Source organism: Fervidobacterium gondwanense DSM 13020, from assembly GCF_900143265.1.
Classification (GTDB): domain Bacteria; phylum Thermotogota; class Thermotogae; order Thermotogales; family Fervidobacteriaceae; genus Fervidobacterium; species Fervidobacterium gondwanense.
This window is the reverse complement of record NZ_FRDJ01000002.1, coordinates 118620-138011: the sequence shown is the minus strand read 5'-3', so window position 1 is coordinate 138011 and position 19392 is coordinate 118620. Positions and strand designations below refer to the sequence as shown.

The following is a 19392-nucleotide window of genomic DNA, read 5'->3' as shown; positions in this document are numbered from 1 at the left end:
AAAATTAACATATCTTTTTCGTCTTTGTTACCTATGACTTGTTTAATTAATTGATTTTTCTGCAATAGAATGTATGATATTCTACGGAACACTTCTGCGGGGTGATAAGATGTTTGAGGGTTTAAGGGATAAGTTATCCAATGCATTTAAGACATTGGCTGGTAAAGGAAAGATCACAGAGAGGAATATAGAAGAAGCCATACAAATAGTAAAGACGTCTCTCTTAGCAGCAGACGTTAACTACAAAGTAGTTAAAGAGTTTGTTGAAGAGATCAAGAAAAAGGCACTTGGCGAAGAGGTGCTTAAATCACTTACTCCTGATCAGATGTTCATTAAAATAGTTAGAGACGAACTAATAAAATTGTTGGGTGAGAAAGAATCGTTCAGGTTGATTCACAACCCATCGTACGTTATGATGGTAGGTCTTCAGGGTACCGGTAAAACAACAAGTGCTGCTAAGATAGCTAACTATCTTAAAAAGCAAGGTAAACATCCAATTTTAGTTGCCGCTGATACTTACCGACCTGCAGCAATTGATCAGTTGGAAACCTTAGGAAAAAAGATAAATGTGCCAGTCATAACTGGTGATAGAAAGAATGCGTTGAAAATCGTTGAGGAAGCAATGAAGCAAGTTAAGGATAGCGGATATGATGTCGTAATTTTAGATACTGCCGGACGTTTACATATCGACGATGAAATGATGAATGAACTTGAAAAGATAAAGGACATGGTAAATCCAGATGAGATACTCCTAACTGTCGATGCCATGGCCGGTCAAGATGCCGTTAATTCTGGTAAGGTTTTCAACGAAAGGCTTGACGTGAGTGGATTTGTTGTTACAAAACTCGACGGTGACTCACGCGGTGGTGTAATACTCACAATAAGATATATCACCGGAAAACCCATTAAATTTGTTGGTGTTGGAGAAAAGATAGATGATTTCGACGAGTTCTATCCCGACAGAATGGCAAACAGAATTCTTGGTTTAGGTGATGTGCTTTCTCTGATCGAAAAAGTTGAGAGAGAATTAGACCAAGAAAAGATGCAAAAGATGGGCGAAAAATTCATGAGAGCGGAATTTACTTTGGACGATTTCAGAGAGCAGATTAAAGAGATCAAAAAGCTTGGAATGGACAAGATTCTTGAGGCTCTGCCTGGTGCGCCCGAAGTCGATTTGAACACAAGTGAAAAAGAACTTAAGAAAGTGGAGGCTATAATTAACTCAATGACACCAGAAGAGCGAAACAATCCTTCAATAATAAACGCAAGTAGAAAGAAGAGAATCGCCAATGGGAGCGGTACAACAGTGCAAGATATAAACAAACTCTTGAAATCTTATGAAGAAATGAAAAAGCTTATGAAGATGATGAAAAAAGGGAGAATGCCATTCGGTTTGAAGGGCTTGAAATTCTGACGATGTCATCACATAGAAAACTTAGGAGGTGTTGTTAGTGGTTAGGATTAGATTAACACGCATGGGAAAGAAGAAACAACCATTCTACAGAATCGTCGTCGTTGATCAAAGAAAGAAACGCGATGGTGCGTACATCGAGAGCCTTGGTTATTACAACCCACTCAAGGAACCATATGAAGTGAAGGTTGACATTGATAAAGCAGTTGAGTGGATGTTGAAAGGTGCTCAGCCAAGTGAAACAGTTTCAAAACTTCTTGGAAAACTTGGACTTTACGAAAAGCTTGAAGCTGCAAAAGCAAAGAAGTGAGAAGTTTAAGGATAAGCATTCTTGACTATGGAACGGTCAGAAGGAGGCATAAGCGTGAAAGATTTCCTCGAGTACGTCCTCAAGTCAATAGCAAAACACCCAGACGATGTCGTAGTAGTCGAGTATGAAGAGGGCGGAAAAAAGGTTTTTGATATTTCTGTCCATCCAGAGGATGTGGGTCAGGTTATCGGTAAAGACGGCAGGACAATCAAATCTATTAAGATATTGCTTTCCGCTATGGCCGATGATTCTGACTTCATCCTGAAGGTGATAAGATGAGGAAAGTAGAAGAACTTTTGAAAGAAAAGATACCTGTTGGTGTATTGAGTAATACTCACGGTTTAAATGGAGATTTGAAACTACACACTTTTACAAATCTGCCAGAAGTAATTGCTAAGCTCGTTGAAGTAATAGCATATAATGAGGCTCAGAAAAAGTTTACGTATTGCAAATTCGAAAAGATCAAAAAGGCTCACGGATATTTTATTGTCCACATAGCTGGTGTAAATACTATATCTGAAGCTGAGAAACTTAAAGGATTTGTAATTTATGTAGACAAATCGGCATTTCCAAAGTCGAAAGATGGAGAATATTACTTCTACGAACTACTCAATTCCGAAGTCTATGACGAAAACGAAAATTATATTGGTCTTGTTGAAGACATCGTAGAAACTGGGAATAACGATGTGATAGTTGTGAAGAAGAATAAAAGCTCTAAGGAAGAGATTATGATTCCAGTTATTGAACGGTACGTTCTAAAGATCGACAAGGAAGGAAAGAAAATTCAGGTCAAGCTTCCGGAGTGGTTAGAGTGAGAGTAGGTGTAGTTACCATATTCCCGGACTTTGTAAAAGTAATAAAAGATTACGGAGTAATTGCACAGGCTGTTGAGAATGGTCTCATTGACATTGAAATATTTAATTTGAGGGATTTTACAACAGACAAACACAAAGTTGTTGACGACTACCCATATGGCGGTGGACCGGGTATGGTAATGAAGCCCGAACCATTTTTTAGATTCTTCGAGTTTTACAATCAAAAGTACGGAAAACCTTACGTTTTACTTACAACACCACAAGGAAAAAGACTTACAAATAGCTTTGCTCAAGAATTAGCATCAAAGGAACATATACTGATAATTTGCGGTCGGTACGAAGGAATAGATGAGCGAGTCAGTCATTTTGTCGATGAAGAAGTATCTATAGGTGATTATGTTCTTACTGGTGGAGAGTTACCTGCAATGGTAGTTATAGACGTCGTGTCAAGGTTTGTATCAGGAGTCGTTGAGGAGGAATCGGTAAAGAACGATTCTTTCTACAATGACTTATTAGACCACCCACATTATACACGTCCAAGGGAAATTGAGGGTTTCAAAGTGCCAGAAGTGTTGGTCAGCGGCAATCACGAAGAAGTAGAACTGTGGAGAAGGAAAGAATCGCTCAAAAAGACGATACTTAAGAGACCTGACTTGTTCATGAAACACGCATTTGATGATTTAGACAAGAAGGCTTTAATAAGCCTCTTCAAGGAGTTGATGTCAAATGCTCAATAAAGTTTACACTGCGCTGATACATTACCCTGTGCTCGGGAGAGACGGTAGAATAATAACCACGGCTGTAACTAACTTAGACATACACGATATAGCAAGAAGCTCCCGCACATACAATATCAAAAAATATTATGTTGTCACTCATCTTCCAGCTCAGCAAGATATCGTAAGAAAGGTGCTCGGTTATTGGACGGATGGGTTTGGTAAAACCTATAATCCAAATCGTTCTGATGCATTGTCTATTGTCGAGCTAAAGTCATACGTCGAAGATGTCATAAAGGACATAGAAGAATCGGAAGGACAAAAACCAATAGTTATGTTCACTTCAGCAAAAGTCAGGCCAAACACAATAACATACGAAGAAGGAAGAAAGATTATCCTTGAAGACGAAAGACCAGTATTATTGCTTTTCGGAACTGGTTGGGGAATGCCTAAGGAACTCGAAAATATGTGCGATTACTCTTTGGAACCAGTAAGAGGAAAGAGCGACTTTAATCACCTATCCGTTAGAGCAGCGGTAGCGATAATACTTGATAGATTGATTGGTGAATCAGTCATCGAAGAAAAGTAAAATAGCAAAAGGGAGGTCATACATATGAGCATGGACAACTTAGTGAGAATCATCGAAAAGAGCCAACTTAAGGAAGTTCCTCAGTTCAGACCTGGAGATACCGTAAGAGTCCACGTGAGAGTAAGAGAAGGTGACAAGGAAAGAATCCAGGCTTATGAAGGTATCGTTATAGCTATCAGAGGTTCGGGAGTTAGCAAAACGTTCACAGTAAGAAGAGTTGCTGCAGGCGGAATAGGTGTTGAAAGAATATTCCCACTTTATGCTCCAACCATTGAAAAGGTAGAGGTTATAAAGAAAGGAAGAGTGAGAAGGGCAAAGCTTTACTATCTCAGAAACGTCAAGGGTAAGGTGAAAATTAAGGAGAGAAAATAAAATGCCCAAATCAAATATTACAGATAAAAGAACAAAAGAAGGGCAGAAAGCTAAAAGCATAGTTAAGGAAGTTTTTTTGACTTTAATCTATGCGGTAGTTGCAGCAACTATAATAAGAATTTTTGTGTTTGAAACAATGCTCGTCCCTACACCATCTATGGTCCCCACAATAAATGTAGGGGACCGTCTGTTTGTTGAAAAAATAACATATTCGGCACGCGAACCAGAAATAGGAGAGATAGTAGTATTCTATACTCCTTTCCCTGACGAGAGAGCCCAGCAAATGCTAAGAGCATTCGACAAGTTCATGGATATGTTCACACCAAAGCAATTCTCAGGCTCTGTAAAATATGTTAAACGTCTTGTTGCAAAAGAAGGAGATGTTATAACTCTCAAAAATGTCGACGGAAACTGGAAATTATTTGTAAACGGTAAGATACCGGAACATTTAAAGAGCGTGAATTATACTCTTGAAGGAATATTTAAGTATCCAAAACTGTGGAGCTATCTTGCTGAGGCAAGCCGGTTGAGAAATGACAAGCCAAAATACCGAGAATATCTCTTTAATTTAGCTTCAAGAGATGGGAACGAGATTGCGAATATAGTATTTAGCATATTGGGTGGTCTTGAGCCTGTACCCTACGGTATAGATTACACTGTATTTGTCGATAGATATCTTATCCCAAACAATATCGACTTCTCAAACTATGTATGGGAAGAGAACGGGCAAGTTTATGTAAAGATCCCAAAAGGTTTCTATTTCTTCATGGGAGATAATTCTTCACAAAGTCTTGACAGTAGATATTTCGGTTTCGTTCCAAAAAGTGCGGTTGTTGGACGTCCAATTCTTAGAATTTGGCCTTTCAAAGCATTTGGACCTGTTCAGCCATTGATTGCAGAGAAGAAATAAGAAGAATGAAGCGGGGAGCTTTCCCCGCTTTTTTGTTTTCTTATTAGTCTATTTTTGAGCTTCTTCGATAACGGCATTGAGTGCTTTGAAGAAATCGACGCCAGACTTTCCGAGTTCTTCAATTTGTTTAGAAATTTCTTCATTTTGTTTTAACGCTTCAATAGCACCTGCTGGATCAAAAACTAAAAGTACATATGTGTACACAAGCGCTCCCACTCTTTCTTCCCAGATCGCGTAGATGTAGGCACCTGATACTTGAGCGTCAGAAAAGAGCTGTGTTACTCTTTTATAAGCATCGAGAGCAACACTTTTGACTTGTTGTGCGTTTTGTCCAGTAACCGACTGGAGTTGTCCCTCAACTAATGTAGCAAATGTATGGACCCTTGCTGTGAAATATTCGGAAAGTTCTTTAAACGCGTTAATTTTTGCCTTATCACGTGCCGTTACAGTGTCTATTCCACCACCGATACTTTCGCCACGAAATGCAAGAAGCTTCCCTGATTTGTAAAGTTCCGCAACCCTCTTCTCCATACTGTTGTTAACGTACACAATATTTGCATCTTTTGGTATGCTCTGTATTCTTACACCGTTTGCTGTTATCCATTGTACGTCCTCTTTTGGTAAGAGAAGAAATATAAGCAATCCTGCTAACAGAATTCCTGAAACCACAAGTATAATCCACGCTGTAGTGCTATCTAATCCCATCGTTTCAGCCTCCCCTTAGACATTTGCTTTAAAGCGACAGACGGTTTTGATTATTTTGTAACTTGATATGTATTATCTGATGTCTTTTTGATCTTCAAAACATCGATACTTGAAAGGTACCTTTCGAAATCTGAAGGAGGTACGTTTTCCAATTCGACAATCAGTTTTGTATCAACCTTTTCTATTACCTTCATATCTTTGAATTTTGCGTTCAAATTATCAAGTAATATCGAACCGTAAATGGTCTTTTCAAGTATGAATGTGTACCTATAAGCTGCTTTCGTTGCTACATTTTCGAATCTTAACGAGCTTATCAACTCATTTACGTAATCTTTGAATTTCTGTCCCGAGACAGTTTTTGAGATTGCCGCCTGTTCTGTTGCTCCAGTATTGGTTTCTTCAAATCTCGGTGCTGCAAGTATATTACCGGTGATTGTATCAATTATTTGAGTTGTTACAAGCGTGCGGACAGAATAAACCTTATAATCCGAAAGGTATGTTGATGTGTAATTTACTGTAACGTACAAAAGATACCTTGCAGCGCTCAGTGCAGTTATCTTTGCAAGCGTAGCTGGTGGAAGATTAGTTTTCGCTTGGGTTTCGAGTACCTTTTTCGAAAAATCCTTCGACACGAGGTTTATTTTTGACCTTGTTAATTCGTCAATCAAGGCCGGTTCAACATATCCGAGAGTATCACCTTCTGTTATAATCATAGCAAAACCAGATGGTGCATTTCTGAGCGCATCTTTTACGTACGCTTCAAAAACGTCCTTTGAAATCGTAGAACTTACAAGAACGTAATACAAACCGCTATACTCGCCTGTAGCCGTTATCTCATAGTCAATAGCTCCGACAACTTTGCCGAGGATGTAATCGTCTATCGGTATGTCAAGTAGTTCTCTATCCGAACCAGCCAGAAGTTCTGATGCTACTTTTTTGATAGTCTTTACAAGAGCATCTTTAATTGCATTTTCCCGCATAAGCTTTTGGTCAGAAAGTATCTTTGACGTACCACCAGCAATAATCTTTATTTCCTGCTCACCTTTATAAGTTGTTCGCAAAATATCAGGATCTTGGGTAACGCTTCCCGGTGCCCAGGCACTCTCAACAATACCAGATAACGACACATTCAATTTTGAATTTGGAGCTTTTACTATGGCAGACAAAACTGCTGTTCCATTTTGAAGGGTAACTAAATCCTGCGTTTCAATATTATCACCATAGACGAATAAGGATTTCACAGTACCGGGCTCGACTTTCACCTCGACCTTAACCTGCTCACCAAGAAGGACTTCCTTAGGACCGCTTAGCGATATTTTGACATCCTTCAAGTAAGGTCTGAGTTTTTCAGTATCTATTAAATTCGCTGGTAAATCATTGACTGTCGCAAATAACTGGTTTACCAAGTCTGCAGCGTCGAATGCAGTTTGTGCATCTCTAACCTGTGCAGAATTTATATTTTTTATGAGCCCTTGAACTTTATCATATTTTGATTTTATTTGACTTATCAAACTAGTAAGTTCCTCACTGATTTTGGGTGGAAACACATTTTGGGAAAGGAGTGGTTCGTACTTGTCAGCAATATTCTTCGCAGTGAATACCATCTTGTTGTCCAGCAAAGTTTTGCCGATATTGATCGCTATGTAAGCTTCTAATGCTTGCTTTGCCTTTTCTGCTTCTATATATACTTGCACTTTGGCGTAGTATTGATTCCCGGATTGCTTTCTTTCGACTAACCTGTAAGTAACCCCCGTTAACTCAAATTCTGTTTTCGTCTGTATAGTTTTTTCATACTGGCTTTCAAATTTCTCCCTGACTTTTCCATCCTGGATAACTGTTGTTAGCTTTTCTTTCAGCTCTGCAGATGTTTTTACCTGAACATAGAGCTGTTCAGTTAGATTCTTTAATCCATTATTCTTAGCGATTTCCTCTGCTTCCAATTCTGTCTTGCCATATCCTTCTCCGTATGCCTGAATGTACGCACTTGATAACTGAGCTGGTGGTTGTACTGGAGAGGTAGAAGGCTGTTGTGGAGACTGTGTACCCTGAGAAGGTTGAGTTGGTTGAGTCGGCTGCGTTGGTTGAGAAGGAGTAGATGGTGTTGCCGAACCTGAACTACTGGACATCACTTTATTAATGTCTTCCATGGTTTTAACAGCTGAAGATGTGTCTAATGGTCGAGAAGGTTCTTCTTTCGGCATGAGGAACAGGAATCCAATTACGATAGCACCAACAAGTACTGCGGATATTAATATTATTGTAGTTGTATCCATGTAAACACCTCCTTGCCTGCACTACAAAGTGCAAGCTTAAAATAAAATTACCCCCTGCACACCTGCAGGGGGCAAGAATAAAAGTATATTACTTTTGTTCCATCGGAGTCCCTTTTGTCGCTTCACCGAGAACTGCATTCAAGTTCTCGAAGAAGTTCACTCCTTGCTTTCCAAGCTCATCGACTTTTTGTTTTACCACTGCATCAATTTCAAGTAGCTTTATAATCTGAGCAGGATCGTAGACTAACAAAGAATAGGTGTTGACTACATTACCTTGTTTGACTGTCCAAACGGCAAAAACATACGCTCCTGAAATATTGGCATCCGCGAGCAGGGATGTAACCCTCTTATAAGCATCAACAGATGCGCTGACTATCTCTTGCTTATTACCTGACACTTGAACGTTTTGAAGCTGACCTTCTACAAGTTGGGCAAATGTCTGCACTTTTGCATTAAGAAACTCTGCAACTTGTTGATACGCACGAATCTTTGCTTTTTCCTTGTCTTGAGACGTGCCTGTTCCCTGTGCTTCGCCAACAAACGCAATAAGTTGCCCTTTTTGAACAAGACTCTTCACACTTGCGGCTTTCGACTGATCCACAAATATAATTTCAGCATCGTTTGGAATTTTCCAGACCTTAACCCCGTCGACCTCAATGTACTTATCTTTTGGCATCAAGAAAAATATCGCACCGACAACTATACCAACCGCTAAAACACCGATAAGTACCCATGTTAACAAATTCTGATCCATACAATTTCCCTCCCTAATTTTTGAAGCGTACAATAATTTGACTTTCTAAAATCTGAAATCGTTCAATTCGAAATTAGGAAGGTTGAATATAGAAAACCATTTCAACTATTACACCCTTACCCTTTTCAGATAAAACAACCATCTTATCTGAGAATCTTTTCATATTTGGTAGCCCCATTCCAGCGCCAAATCCAAGTTCTCGGACATAGTCCGGCGCTGTAGAATAGCCCTCTTTCATTGCAAGTTCTATACTTTCGATACCCTTGCCCTTATCTTCTACTCTCACAACTATCCTATCTGGATATATAAAACAGAATATCTCGCCTTCGCTTCCACTGTGGATAACAACATTCGTCTCGGCTTCGTAAGTAGCTACCGCTACACGTCTCACGTTTGATGAATCTATTCCCTTACTTATAAGAAACTTCTTTAGCTGTGCAGCACCAACTCCAGCAAGATTTATGTCGAAATAATCAACCTTGAAATAGAAATCTGCCCCTTTTTTGTCAATTTCTTCGCCCGTGACAAGGGATCTATTCAGAATATCCTCATCAAGTACCTCTTTCCGACGCTCGTCATGCAAATAAAGAAGACCAAGTCTTGTAGCAACAGCGGCTAAAATGTCGTTTTTGGTTACGATACCAACGAGACGGTTATTATTATCGACTACTGGGAAACGACCATACCTATATCTTTCAAATTGTTTAATTACATCTTGCAAAGTTGAATTTTCATCTAAGCAAATAACATTCTGCGTCATATGTTTTTCAACATGTTCGTTGAGAGTACCATTTTCAAGGCACTTAATAATATCTTCTATGCTTATTATTCCAACAACTTTTCCTTCATCGTCCACAACTGGGACACCTGAAATCCTCTTTAGTCGCAGGATCTCTTTTACCTGAGCTACCGTTCTATCTGGTTTCACATACACGACGTCCTTCGTCATAAATTCTGATACTTTGATATTAGCAAAAACTTTTTGAACCTTTTCAAGAATTTCTGTCAAGTTATACACCCCTTAAGAAAATATTCGATAACCATAGATTACCAATTTGTTTGAACCATTATGCATTTAATGAATGAGAATTCAGCATCATTCAACGTTTTTGCGTACTCAAGAATTTCTGGTGATTCGGCTCCGGGTTGGAACCAGAATTTTCTAAATCCGGTACCGTAAGCCTTCTTCAGTTCTTCAATCCCAATTTCAGGTGGAACGATGAAAACGATAAGTTCCGTATCGACCGGTAATTCTTCAACACTTTTGTAAACTTTCAGTCCTTCTATGAAATCATACCTTGGACTGACAGGGAGAACATCGTATCCTTTTTTCAATAAATCTTTCAAGACTATATTCCCAAACTTTTCCGGATTAGTTGTGGCACCTATAATAGCTATTTTCTTAATCTGTCTCAAATCCATTCTAACACCTCCGACTTTATTATACTCATTCAATAAGGCTTTTCTCGAAATCGTTTATATCTTTCTGAATCGATGACATGAAATCTATAGAGTCAAAATTATATCCACCAAAGACAAGTTCTTTTAAAATTTTCGCTGGTCCGCTGTCAAGTACACCATTTTGAACCGCACGTTCAACTTCTTCGTAAGCTTTTTCGGGTGTGTTCGCTCCTCTGTAAGGGCGGGGCTCAAGAACGGCAGTGAAATAATCGGCAACCTGCAATATTTTATCTTTGAAACTCATTTGGTTTCCCCTGAGTTTCCAAGGATAACCGCTCCCATCAATTCTTTCTTGATGCCTGACTGCTGGCCAGAACCATGGTTCGTCTTCATGCTCTAAAAGTATAAGATAGCTGTAATAAACATGTTTGCGCATTATATCCATCTCAGCTGCTGTTAACTTCCCCTTTTTTTCGAGGACTTCTATAGGTGTAGTTATCTTTCCTATGTCGTGAAATAGACCAGCAATAAAAAATTCGTGCTCATTTAAAAGAATTTCTTTCGCAATAGCAGCTGAGACTTTCGCCACTCTCCAACTATGTTCTCTTGTAAATTGGCTCTTTGAATCAATTATATAAGCAAGCACGGCACCGATTTCTATAATCTCGTCTATGGTAAGCTTAGTATCTAACTTGAATTCCTGGATCAATCTTTCCCTGTTAAACCCAGCTTTAATGTCGTAAAGCATCCATCTTATGTACTCTTGCTTAATAACCTTGAGCGCGGCATCGTAAACACTGCCGAAAAATCTATTCTTGATCATGGACAAAGGTACAAGAAAATCCTCATAAGTTAGTTCCTCATCATTTACTAACACATACTTAGAAATCTCTTCGCTTATAGAAATGACATTTGCGGCAACATCCTTTGTTGATGACTCATTCAAGTAATTTGGTAGTGCATGATGTAAAAGTATACTTGAAGAAAGATTTGGAAAGTGTTTTAAAAGTGCGGAAATTTTTGAAACTTCGAAAGACGATATAAGGGTATGGTCTTTTGTTGGAGATTCATATGTCGGGATGTCTTCTTTTATAAGAAATTCGTTGTCAATGTCATCTAACAAGATACCTTTGTGTGGAGTAAGGACACCTATATCGTGTAATACACCGGCGTAAAACATTTCAAATTCATCCAAATTCAGTTCCTTAGCAATTTTCGATGCCAGAAAACCGACCTGAAGCGAATGTATACCAAATTTTGGAACAAACATGATTGTTTTCAGCAGCACATTTATCATGATCTCACCTCTAAACATATTATATCATACATCATTAACTACAGACCGTGAAAATTAAGTCTTGACAATTTCTCGTGATATGTTAATATATAACACGGTTAGTGATGAGTCTTTCAAATGCATATATACAAGGCCCCATAGGATAACGGCTAGTCCATCGGATTCTCAGTCCGAGGGTCGGGGTTCGATTCCCCGTGGGGCTGCCAGATTCGACGCCCCCATAGTTCAAAGGATAGAACGGCGGATTCCTAATCCGCAAATGGAGGTTCGATTCCTCCTGGGGGCACCATAATTGGGCCGCTAGCTCAGTAGGTAGAGCACCTGACTCTTAATCAGGTGGCCGTGGGTTCGAGTCCCACGCGGCCCACCAGAGTTTTTTAAGGCATTTAGTTGAAGTGGAGGCGCCCGGCTTCCCACCCAGCGGCAATCGGCTAGTTGGGTTCAGATCAGAAGTGTTAAAACTTAAATTCTATAAAGAATGAATCAAGCGGGCGCATGCTCGCTTTATTTTTTTAATCCTACTAAGGAGGGTGAAACTTATTAAAAACGAGAAGGAAAAGATTATAAAGAACGAAGAGATTCCATTCTCTGAACTGAGGGTTGTTGATGAGGAAGGAAAAGCTGTTGGTGTAATGTCTAAGAGCACAGCAATTGACTTGGCAAAATCAAGAGGGTTAGATTTGATTTTGGTTGCACCAAATGCTCAACCACCAGTGGCAAGAATTTTGGACTACGGTAAATATAAGTACGAACTTGCAAAGAGAGAGCAGAAGGCAAAGAAGAACCAAAGGATAATAGAAGTTAAAGAAATGAAATTTAGAACCGCGATAAATGAACATGACTATCAGACAAAACTTAAGCACATTAAACGGTTCTTGGAAGAAGGTAACAAGGTTAAGGTTACCGTGATGTTCAGAGGCAGAGAAATGGCATTCATGGACAAAGGGAAGGAGATATTAGATAGAATTGCGAAAGATATAGCTGATATCGGTAATGTCGAAAAAGAAGCGAAGGTTGAAGGCAGAGATATGTGGATGGTTCTTAAACCCAAGAATTTGTAAGAATAGAATAAACTTTTACAGGAGGGATGAGTCATGGCTAAGCAAAAGATGAAGACAAGCAAAACCGCAGCAAAGAGGTTTAAAGTAACAAAGAATGGAAAAATAATGAGAAGGCATGCAAATGCGTGGCACAAAACTGGAAAGAAGAGAAGATCAACGCTCCGCGCTTTAAGACTCGAAGATGTAGTTGCAAGTTCTGATAGCTCAAGAATCCTTAGACTTCTTGGAAAAAAATAATCATAGGGAGGAATAGACATGCGAGTAAAGAATGCTGTAAATGCTAAGAAGAAAAGAAAAAAGGTTCTGAAATTCGCCAAAGGATTCAGAGGTGCACTCGGCAGAAGATATACCCTTGCAAAACAATCCTATTATAGAGCTCTTAAATTCGCTTTCGACGGAAGAAGAAACAAGAAAGGGAATTTCAGAAAGCTCTGGATAACAAGAATCAATATAGCAGCGAGAAATGAAGGCTTGAAATACAACGAACTCATCCACGGATTAAAGTTAGCAAACGTAACCATAAATAGAAAGATGCTTGCTGAGCTTGCAGTCAACGATCCAGTGAGTTTCAAGGAATACGTAGCGATTGCGAAAACGGCTCTTGGAAAATAATTGATAATGATTCTCAGCATCAAGGGGCTTGAATAAGCCCCTTGTTTTTATAAAAATCTACAATAAGGAGGAATTAAATTGCAGAACTCCACAATTGATAAGAAACTTCGCCAAGTTGCAATAATAGCTGTGGCAACGAATTTACTGCTCGCAGTACTAAAAGTGACCGTTGGGCTGATTTTCAAGAGCATGGCGGTTTTAGCGGACGGTATAGACACATCTACCGATATCCTGACATCTTCTACAATGTTACTTGCAACGATAATTTCTCGAAGACCACCAGATAAGGAACACCCTTACGGACACCAAAAGGCTGAGAACATAGGTGCTAAGATAATCTCTTTCGTCGTATTCTATGCTGGCGTGAGCCTACTTATTGAAAGTTTGCATAGACTTATAACAGGGCGTTATCAAGTTTTGGAAGGTTTCTTACCCCTTTTAGTCGCGGTATTGTCGGTCGCTGGAAAGACATTCTTGTTTACGATTGAGTACTCTACAGGTAAGAAATACAAGAGTAATTCAATGATTGCGGAAGCAAAGAATATGAGAAATGATATACTGCTTTCAGGACTTGTGTTCCTTGGGGTTGGATTAAACAAAATTGGATTAGCATGGATGGACCCTTTGATTGGTGTCGTGATGTCTGGTATAATTATAAAAGTGGCATGGGAAGTATTTGAAGAGAACGCTCACGAGTTAATGGATGGTCTCAAGGAAGAAGAGATGTGGATTTACGAAAATATATTCAAAGTGTGTAAAGAGTGTGGTGCTCTAAACCCACACAAAGTCAGGGTACGCAAGGTCGGTGGGAAATTCGATATAGATATGGATATAGAAGTCACTGGCACTATGAGTGTAAAAGAAGCACACGATATAACAAAGTGTATCAAAAGAAAACTCAGCGATACAAAGGAAATATATGATGTCGTAATTCATGTCGAACCGGAGGAAAACGATGAAACAGAACCTTTCGGATTGTCAGAAAAGCACTAAAGTTGACATATTTCTCAAGTCTTTATTTGTTGCTATAATTCTACTCTCTTCTCTTGTCTTTCCACTGACATTAGATGAAATCGCTGAGAAGTCAAAAACTGACCCAGAGTTTGCCTGGGATATGTATCTTGTTTATGTTTCAAGGCTCGGTAGTAGCATATCTAAAGATGAGGAAGAAAAAATCGAAAGAATTGGAAGGCTTGTAAACGCAAAACGCAAACTCAAAGATTACGAATTTGCAGTGAAAGAAGATTTGTCACAGCTTGTTGAGTTTTCTAAGAATTTTGAGATTCTTAAAAGCTCGCAATATTACATCGTAGAGATTTTTGGGACTGAGCGAATAGTAAATTACATCAGTGAAAATATATCTAAAGATTTATCAGTAATTATTTTATTAAAGTTTCTACCAGAGACAGAGCATTTTTTTGAAAAATTCACACGTGAAATAATACAAATTTTGTTAGAAGACCAAAAAGCACGCGAATACTTTGTTAAAAACATCCTTAAGAAATTGGATATTGCAGATGCTGGCAGTAAGCTTCTCAAACATTTGTATAAGCAGTATTCCGAGTCGGACGAAAATCAAAGAGTCAAATTGCTCGAACTTTATAGGTACTTTAGCAATGATGGCTACAAACTCCAAGAAATGGAAGAACTTTTTCTAAAGGAGGAAGAAAAGAATAAGATATCTTGGCATAAAAGGATTTCTATATGGTTTGCTGAGCATCTTAAAAAGTTAGGAAGTATAAAATTGTCTTCATATGTTCAAAAGCTTATTATCACCGTTCTTATAATTCTCCCAATTACAATTGTCTTCGCGTTTCGCTATCCACGGTATGTTCTATTTAGGACTTTTGGTTTGAAAAAACGTGCGGCAAATATTTACAAGAAGATTGTTGAAAAAGATCCTTTTAATCCTGACAAGCGCCTCAAACTTGCACAACTTTTTGAAGAAGCTGGTATGTATGAAGAAGCCTTCAATGAATATAATTTTCTGAAAAGAATAAAAATCGAATAGTTGGTAAACAAATGCAGGTATAAAAGTGTCCCAATTAGGGACATTTTTTGTCGTTTTATGATATAATCTCTCTGGAGTGCAGAATTATTACAATATAAGGAGCTGATGAGATGGAAGAAAAAGGTAAAAAGACAGTTCCACTTTCAAATCCGCAGATATCAGAAGGTGATATAGAAGTTGTTGTAGAAGTCTTGAAATCAGGCAGGTTGAGCATAGGAAAATACACAAGAATGTTTGAGGAGAGTATTGCGAGCTATGTTGGGACAAAATATGCAGTCGCAGTTTCAAGCGGTACAAGTGCTCTGCACTTAATCATCAAAGCTTTGGGGTTTGGAAAGGATGATTTACTCATAGTTCCGTCATTTACATTCGTTGCTTCTGCAAACGTTGCACTTTATGAAGGTGGGAATGTTGAGTTCGTTGACATAGAACCTGAGACTATGAATATGGATATGGAACATTTTGAGCAAGTCGTTGAAAAAAACGCTGGAAAATACAGAAGTATGTTTCTAATGGCGGTTGACGTATTTGGGCATCCATTGGATTGGGATAGCGTAGTTAACGTATGCGAGAAATATGACGTGAAGATAATTGAAGATTCTTGTGAAGCCCTCGGAAGTGAATATAAAGGAAAGAAAGTTGGAACATTTGGATTAGCTGGCGCATTTGCGTTTTATCCCAATAAACAGATAACCACAGGCGAAGGTGGCATAATAGTTACAGATAGTGACGAAATATTCAAACTGTCTGCTGCGATGAGAAACCAAGGAAGAGGAGAAGGTCAAGGATGGCTTTCGCACGATTATATAGGATACAATTACAGAATAGATGAAATGTCAGCAGCGCTTGGATGGTCTCAGATGAAGCGAATAGATACGATTATTGATAAGAGAAATACCGTAGCGAAGAGATACGAGGAACTGTTAAAAGACTCTGGCATTGAAACTCCAAAGGTTATGGATTACGTGACAAAGATGTCATGGTTTGTGTATGTGGTAAGACTGCCAAAGCCTGCAAACAAGTCTATTAGGGATAACGTTATGAAGTATTTGGAAGAGAATGGCATACAATGTAGAAATTATTTCTCTCCTGTGCACCTACAAAGACCATATAGAGAACTTGGATGGAGCGAGGGAACCTTGTCTGTTACGGAAGATATTTCAGGAAGAACAATAGCGATACCGTTCTACACTGACCTTGAAAAAGAAGACCAAGAATACGTTGCCAACCATCTGAGAAAAGCGGTTGAGATATTCATAAAATAATTAAACTTCTTTATGTGTATAAATTAATGAGAAAACGGGGGGAATTTTGTGGGTGAGATATTAAATATCTTAATCGCATCGCTTCTCACGACTCTTTCCATGCCAGGTTATCTCTACGGGGGATTAGTGTTTTTTGCGTTAATACCGCTGTTCTTTTCGTTAGAGAGAAAGGGACCCATTCTCACAGCTCTTAGCTCATTTTTATACTTCTTCATTTTCTCTTTTGTTAATTTTCACTACTTAATTAACACACTCACCACAGGTTTACCAGAGCTTTTCGGAAGATTTGGACCAACCGCGGGTTTTTTCGTATATTTGCTTTTTTGCGTACTTGAAGCCCTGCCATTTTTGTTATTCGGCTTCTTATACGGTCTCTGGGCTGAAAGGATAAAATACAGGTTTCTGCAACCACTGTTCGTTGCTTCTGCGTACACACTGTCAGAATATCTTAGGGGAATCGGCGACCTGGGATTCACAGGTGGAAGATTGAGTGATGCACTGTACAACTTCACAGGGATATTACAACTACTTTCTATTACTGGCACCCTTGGATTGGTCTTTGTAATCGTTGTAATAAACTATGAATCTTACAGATTGCTCAAAAAAAGCAAAGCAAATCTGCTTGTAATGTTATCAATATTTGTCATAATAATTTCTGGTGATGGTATTATCGAGCGATTCATACCTAAGATAATTGGGGACAAACCTGTTGTTCTTGCCCAAACAAATGTACCGCAAAAAGTCAAGTATTCTTACAGTTCCTCAGAAATCGTCGACTATATAGAAAAGCAATTTTCAGATACGCCAGAATATATGACAATATTTCCCGAAGCTGTTTTTCCTGGAACAGATATAAGAAATTCTGATGTTGAAAAAGAGCTTCTTGAAATATTCTCTAAAAGAATAATAGTTGTTGGGTTCCCAACTCTTGATGAAGACAAAGCTTTTAACAGCGCTGTTATTTATAGTAATGGAAGCTTCTTAGATAAATATGATAAAGTAAAGCTCTTTCCATTTGTCGAAATGCTACCGTATGGGAGCATATTTGGCTCTCTGAGCTTTTTGAAGGGAATGTATTATTTCTCGCCTGGGACGCTAAAGGATATCGATATTCCAGGGTATGGAAAAATCGGCTTTGAAATATGTTTTGAGTCTTTCTTTCCAAACTTGTCAAGAAAATTGGCTCGCGATGTTGGGGCAATAGTGGTTATAACTAATGATGGATGGTATAACTCACGCATTCCGCTCCAACAGCATTTTGTCCAATCGATTTTCAGAGCTATAGAAACAAGAAGATATGTCATTCAAGTTTCGAACACCGGCATAAGTGGTGTTGTAGACATCTTTGGAAACTATACACAACTTCCTTATGGAACAATTTCAAGAACAATGTATATCAGCATAAATACACAAGAAACGTTTTATATAAAGTTTGGAGAATATATTGTTCTCGTCTCCTTATTTATAATAATTCTTAGCGGCTTAACATTGAAGAAGAAAAATACCATTTTCGACTAATAGCAGTTTGAGGAGGTAGCATAAGTGAAGAATATACCTGCCAGCATAGAAGCAGAACAAGCCCTAATTGGAAGCATATTAATTGAGCCAGAGAGATTGGATAACATTGTTTCAATTGTAAGCTCAGCAGATTTTTACGACCAAAAACACAAAGCTATCTTCAGCGCCATAGAAGAGCTTCATGATGATGGCCAACCTATAGATATAATATCTGTCTGCGACAGGCTAAAATCAAAGGGGCTGCTTGAAAAAATAGGCGGTGAACTTTACGTTGCTCAGCTTGCTGATAACGTGCCAACTGCCGCACACTCTGAGATGTATGCACAGATCATTCGTGATAAAGCAGTTCTTAGAGAGCTTATCACAGCAGGTAGCATGATTGTCGAAAAAGCATACAACGAAGCGCTTGACGTAGAAGAGGTTTTGGATGAGGCAGAAAGACTTGTGTTTAGAATCGCTGAATCAAGAGCAACAAAGACATACATTGATATAAGAAGCGCACTTACCGAGGTTTTTGAACATCTCGAAGATCTGAGAAACAAACATTTAAAAGGAATGACAGGATTAGTTACGGGAATTCCAACAGGTTTCAAAAAGTTGGACGAAATGACCTCTGGGTTCCACAAGTCTGATTTGATTATCATCGCAGCGAGGCCAAGTGTTGGTAAAACAGCTTTTGCGCTAAACCTTGCTAAGAACATGGCAATGATTGGAGAAGCTTCTGTGGGTATCTTCAGTCTCGAAATGAGCAAAGAACAACTTATACAAAGGCTCCTTTGTATGGAATCTCTCGTGGACTTACAGAAAGTTAGGCGCGGATGGTTGAGCGATGATGAATGGAAGAGGCTTGTACAAGGAGCTTCAAGAATAATGAAAGCAAACATCATAGTCGATGATGAGTCTAACCTCGAACCGAGAGTTTTGAGGGCTAAAGCGCGAAGAATGAAAAAGGAGTATAACATAGATGCGATATTTATTGATTACCTGCAACTTATGGATATAGGAGATGGAAGGAGAGACAGCAGACAACAAGAAATCTCAGAAATTTCTAGATCTTTAAAACTGCTTGCAAGAGAGCTTGATGTATCAATCATAGCACTTTCGCAATTATCACGTGCAGTTGAGCAAAGGGAAGACAAACGCCCACGTCTTAGCGATTTGAGAGAATCAGGGGCAATCGAACAAGATGCCGACGTAGTTATATTCCTGTACAGAGATGAGTACTACAAAAAACAGCACGTAGATTTGCCACATGAAACTGAGATAATCATTGGAAAGCAAAGAAACGGTCCAATAGGGACAGTAACGTTGATGTTCAATCCATCCTCTACAAATTTCTTCGAGCCAGATGTTTTCCACTCTGAGCAATAGA

Annotated in this window: 22 protein-coding genes and 3 tRNA genes; 19 read left to right on the top strand and 6 right to left on the bottom strand. The window is 38.8% G+C overall.

The annotated features are described in order from the left end of the window. Positions 1–109 precede the first annotated feature (109 nt). From ffh to lepB, 8 genes are read left to right on the top strand one after another with little or no spacing between them, the layout of a single operon-like run. A complete protein-coding gene (gene ffh / locus BUA11_RS02840) occupies positions 110–1414 on the top strand; it encodes a signal recognition particle protein (protein ID WP_072758121.1) in 1305 nt (434 codons plus the stop codon). A 37-nt stretch (positions 1415–1451) separates the two neighbouring features. Continuing rightward, the gene (gene rpsP / locus BUA11_RS02835) at positions 1452–1721 is read left to right on the top strand and encodes a 30S ribosomal protein S16 (protein ID WP_072758119.1); all 270 of its coding nucleotides are present in this window, start codon (positions 1452–1454) and stop codon (positions 1719–1721) included. Positions 1722–1775: 54 nt separating this feature from the next. Further along, complete coding sequence (locus BUA11_RS02830; RefSeq protein ID WP_072758117.1) at positions 1776–2000, top strand: KH domain-containing protein; 225 nt, start codon at positions 1776–1778, stop codon at positions 1998–2000. Then, positions 1997–2536, top strand: a complete 540-nt coding sequence (rimM, locus tag BUA11_RS02825) for a ribosome maturation factor RimM (protein WP_072758116.1) — start codon at positions 1997–1999, stop codon at positions 2534–2536. The genes BUA11_RS02830 and rimM overlap by 4 nt, the downstream gene beginning before the upstream one ends. Then, positions 2533–3273 (top strand): tRNA (guanosine(37)-N1)-methyltransferase TrmD, encoded by a 741-nt coding sequence (gene trmD / locus BUA11_RS02820; protein WP_072758114.1) that lies wholly within the window; start codon positions 2533–2535, stop codon positions 3271–3273. Before rimM ends, trmD begins: the two co-directional genes overlap by 4 nt. Next, positions 3263–3841 carry an RNA methyltransferase gene (locus BUA11_RS02815; RefSeq protein ID WP_072758112.1) on the top strand — a complete coding sequence of 193 codons (579 nt, stop codon included), beginning with the start codon at positions 3263–3265 and terminating at the stop codon, positions 3839–3841. The genes trmD and BUA11_RS02815 overlap by 11 nt, the downstream gene beginning before the upstream one ends. Before the next feature lie 24 nt (positions 3842–3865). Then, positions 3866–4213 carry a 50S ribosomal protein L19 gene (rplS, locus tag BUA11_RS02810; protein WP_072758110.1) on the top strand — a complete coding sequence of 116 codons (348 nt, stop codon included), beginning with the start codon at positions 3866–3868 and terminating at the stop codon, positions 4211–4213. A gap of 1 nt (position 4214) precedes the next feature. Then, positions 4215–5123, top strand: coding sequence for a signal peptidase I (gene lepB / locus BUA11_RS02805; protein WP_072758108.1), 909 nt, complete (start codon positions 4215–4217; stop codon positions 5121–5123). A 48-nt stretch (positions 5124–5171) separates the two neighbouring features. Here the strand turns inward: lepB and BUA11_RS02800 are convergent, their stop codons facing one another. From BUA11_RS02800 to BUA11_RS02775, 6 genes are all read right to left on the bottom strand, one after another. Beyond that, positions 5172–5828: a hypothetical protein gene (locus BUA11_RS02800; RefSeq protein WP_072758106.1), complete on the bottom strand. Its 657-nt coding sequence runs from the start codon at positions 5826–5828 to the stop codon at positions 5172–5174. Between the two features lie 50 nt (positions 5829–5878). Beyond that, positions 5879–8101 carry an LPP20 family lipoprotein gene (locus BUA11_RS02795; protein WP_072758103.1) on the bottom strand — a complete coding sequence of 741 codons (2223 nt, stop codon included), beginning with the start codon at positions 8099–8101 and terminating at the stop codon, positions 5879–5881. Positions 8102–8189: 88 nt separating this feature from the next. After that, positions 8190–8855, bottom strand: coding sequence for a hypothetical protein (locus BUA11_RS02790; RefSeq protein WP_072758101.1), 666 nt, complete (start codon positions 8853–8855; stop codon positions 8190–8192). Between the two features lie 73 nt (positions 8856–8928). Beyond that, entirely contained in the window at positions 8929–9804 is an 876-nt protein-coding gene (locus BUA11_RS02785) for a CBS domain-containing protein (protein ID WP_084634333.1), read from the bottom strand. Positions 9805–9902: 98 nt separating this feature from the next. Further along, on the bottom strand, positions 9903–10277 hold the full coding sequence (locus BUA11_RS02780; RefSeq protein ID WP_072758097.1) for a CoA-binding protein: 375 nt from the start codon (positions 10275–10277) through the stop codon (positions 9903–9905). Positions 10278–10302: 25 nt separating this feature from the next. Then, complete coding sequence (locus tag BUA11_RS02775) at positions 10303–11553, bottom strand: HD domain-containing phosphohydrolase (protein ID WP_072758095.1); 1251 nt, start codon at positions 11551–11553, stop codon at positions 10303–10305. A gap of 131 nt (positions 11554–11684) precedes the next feature. On the opposite strand from BUA11_RS02775, the gene BUA11_RS02770 reads away from it, so the two are divergent. From BUA11_RS02770 to dnaB, 11 genes are all read left to right on the top strand, one after another. Continuing rightward, a tRNA-Glu gene (locus BUA11_RS02770) sits at positions 11685–11759 on the top strand. A gap of 8 nt (positions 11760–11767) precedes the next feature. Continuing rightward, positions 11768–11842, top strand: a tRNA-Arg gene (locus BUA11_RS02765). 5 nt (positions 11843–11847) lie between these two features. Then, a tRNA-Lys gene (locus BUA11_RS02760) sits at positions 11848–11923 on the top strand. 160 nt (positions 11924–12083) lie between these two features. Next, a complete protein-coding gene (infC, locus tag BUA11_RS02755; RefSeq protein WP_218587305.1) occupies positions 12084–12614 on the top strand; it encodes a translation initiation factor IF-3 in 531 nt (176 codons plus the stop codon). A gap of 33 nt (positions 12615–12647) precedes the next feature. After that, positions 12648–12851, top strand: coding sequence for a 50S ribosomal protein L35 (gene rpmI / locus BUA11_RS02750; RefSeq protein ID WP_072758093.1), 204 nt, complete (start codon positions 12648–12650; stop codon positions 12849–12851). Between the two features lie 18 nt (positions 12852–12869). Further along, positions 12870–13226 carry a 50S ribosomal protein L20 gene (gene rplT / locus BUA11_RS02745; RefSeq protein ID WP_072758091.1) on the top strand — a complete coding sequence of 119 codons (357 nt, stop codon included), beginning with the start codon at positions 12870–12872 and terminating at the stop codon, positions 13224–13226. A 78-nt stretch (positions 13227–13304) separates the two neighbouring features. Beyond that, positions 13305–14219: a cation diffusion facilitator family transporter gene (locus BUA11_RS02740; protein WP_245789469.1), complete on the top strand. Its 915-nt coding sequence runs from the start codon at positions 13305–13307 to the stop codon at positions 14217–14219. Further along, positions 14182–15237: a tetratricopeptide repeat protein gene (locus BUA11_RS02735; protein WP_072758089.1), complete on the top strand. Its 1056-nt coding sequence runs from the start codon at positions 14182–14184 to the stop codon at positions 15235–15237. The genes BUA11_RS02740 and BUA11_RS02735 overlap by 38 nt, the downstream gene beginning before the upstream one ends. A gap of 110 nt (positions 15238–15347) precedes the next feature. Further along, positions 15348–16502 (top strand): DegT/DnrJ/EryC1/StrS family aminotransferase, encoded by a 1155-nt coding sequence (locus BUA11_RS02730; RefSeq protein ID WP_072758087.1) that lies wholly within the window; start codon positions 15348–15350, stop codon positions 16500–16502. Positions 16503–16550: 48 nt separating this feature from the next. After that, positions 16551–18020 carry an apolipoprotein N-acyltransferase gene (gene lnt / locus BUA11_RS02725; RefSeq protein ID WP_245789468.1) on the top strand — a complete coding sequence of 490 codons (1470 nt, stop codon included), beginning with the start codon at positions 16551–16553 and terminating at the stop codon, positions 18018–18020. Between the two features lie 24 nt (positions 18021–18044). After that, the gene (gene dnaB, locus BUA11_RS02720; protein ID WP_072758085.1) at positions 18045–19391 is read left to right on the top strand and encodes a replicative DNA helicase; all 1347 of its coding nucleotides are present in this window, start codon (positions 18045–18047) and stop codon (positions 19389–19391) included. Position 19392 lies beyond the last annotated feature (1 nt).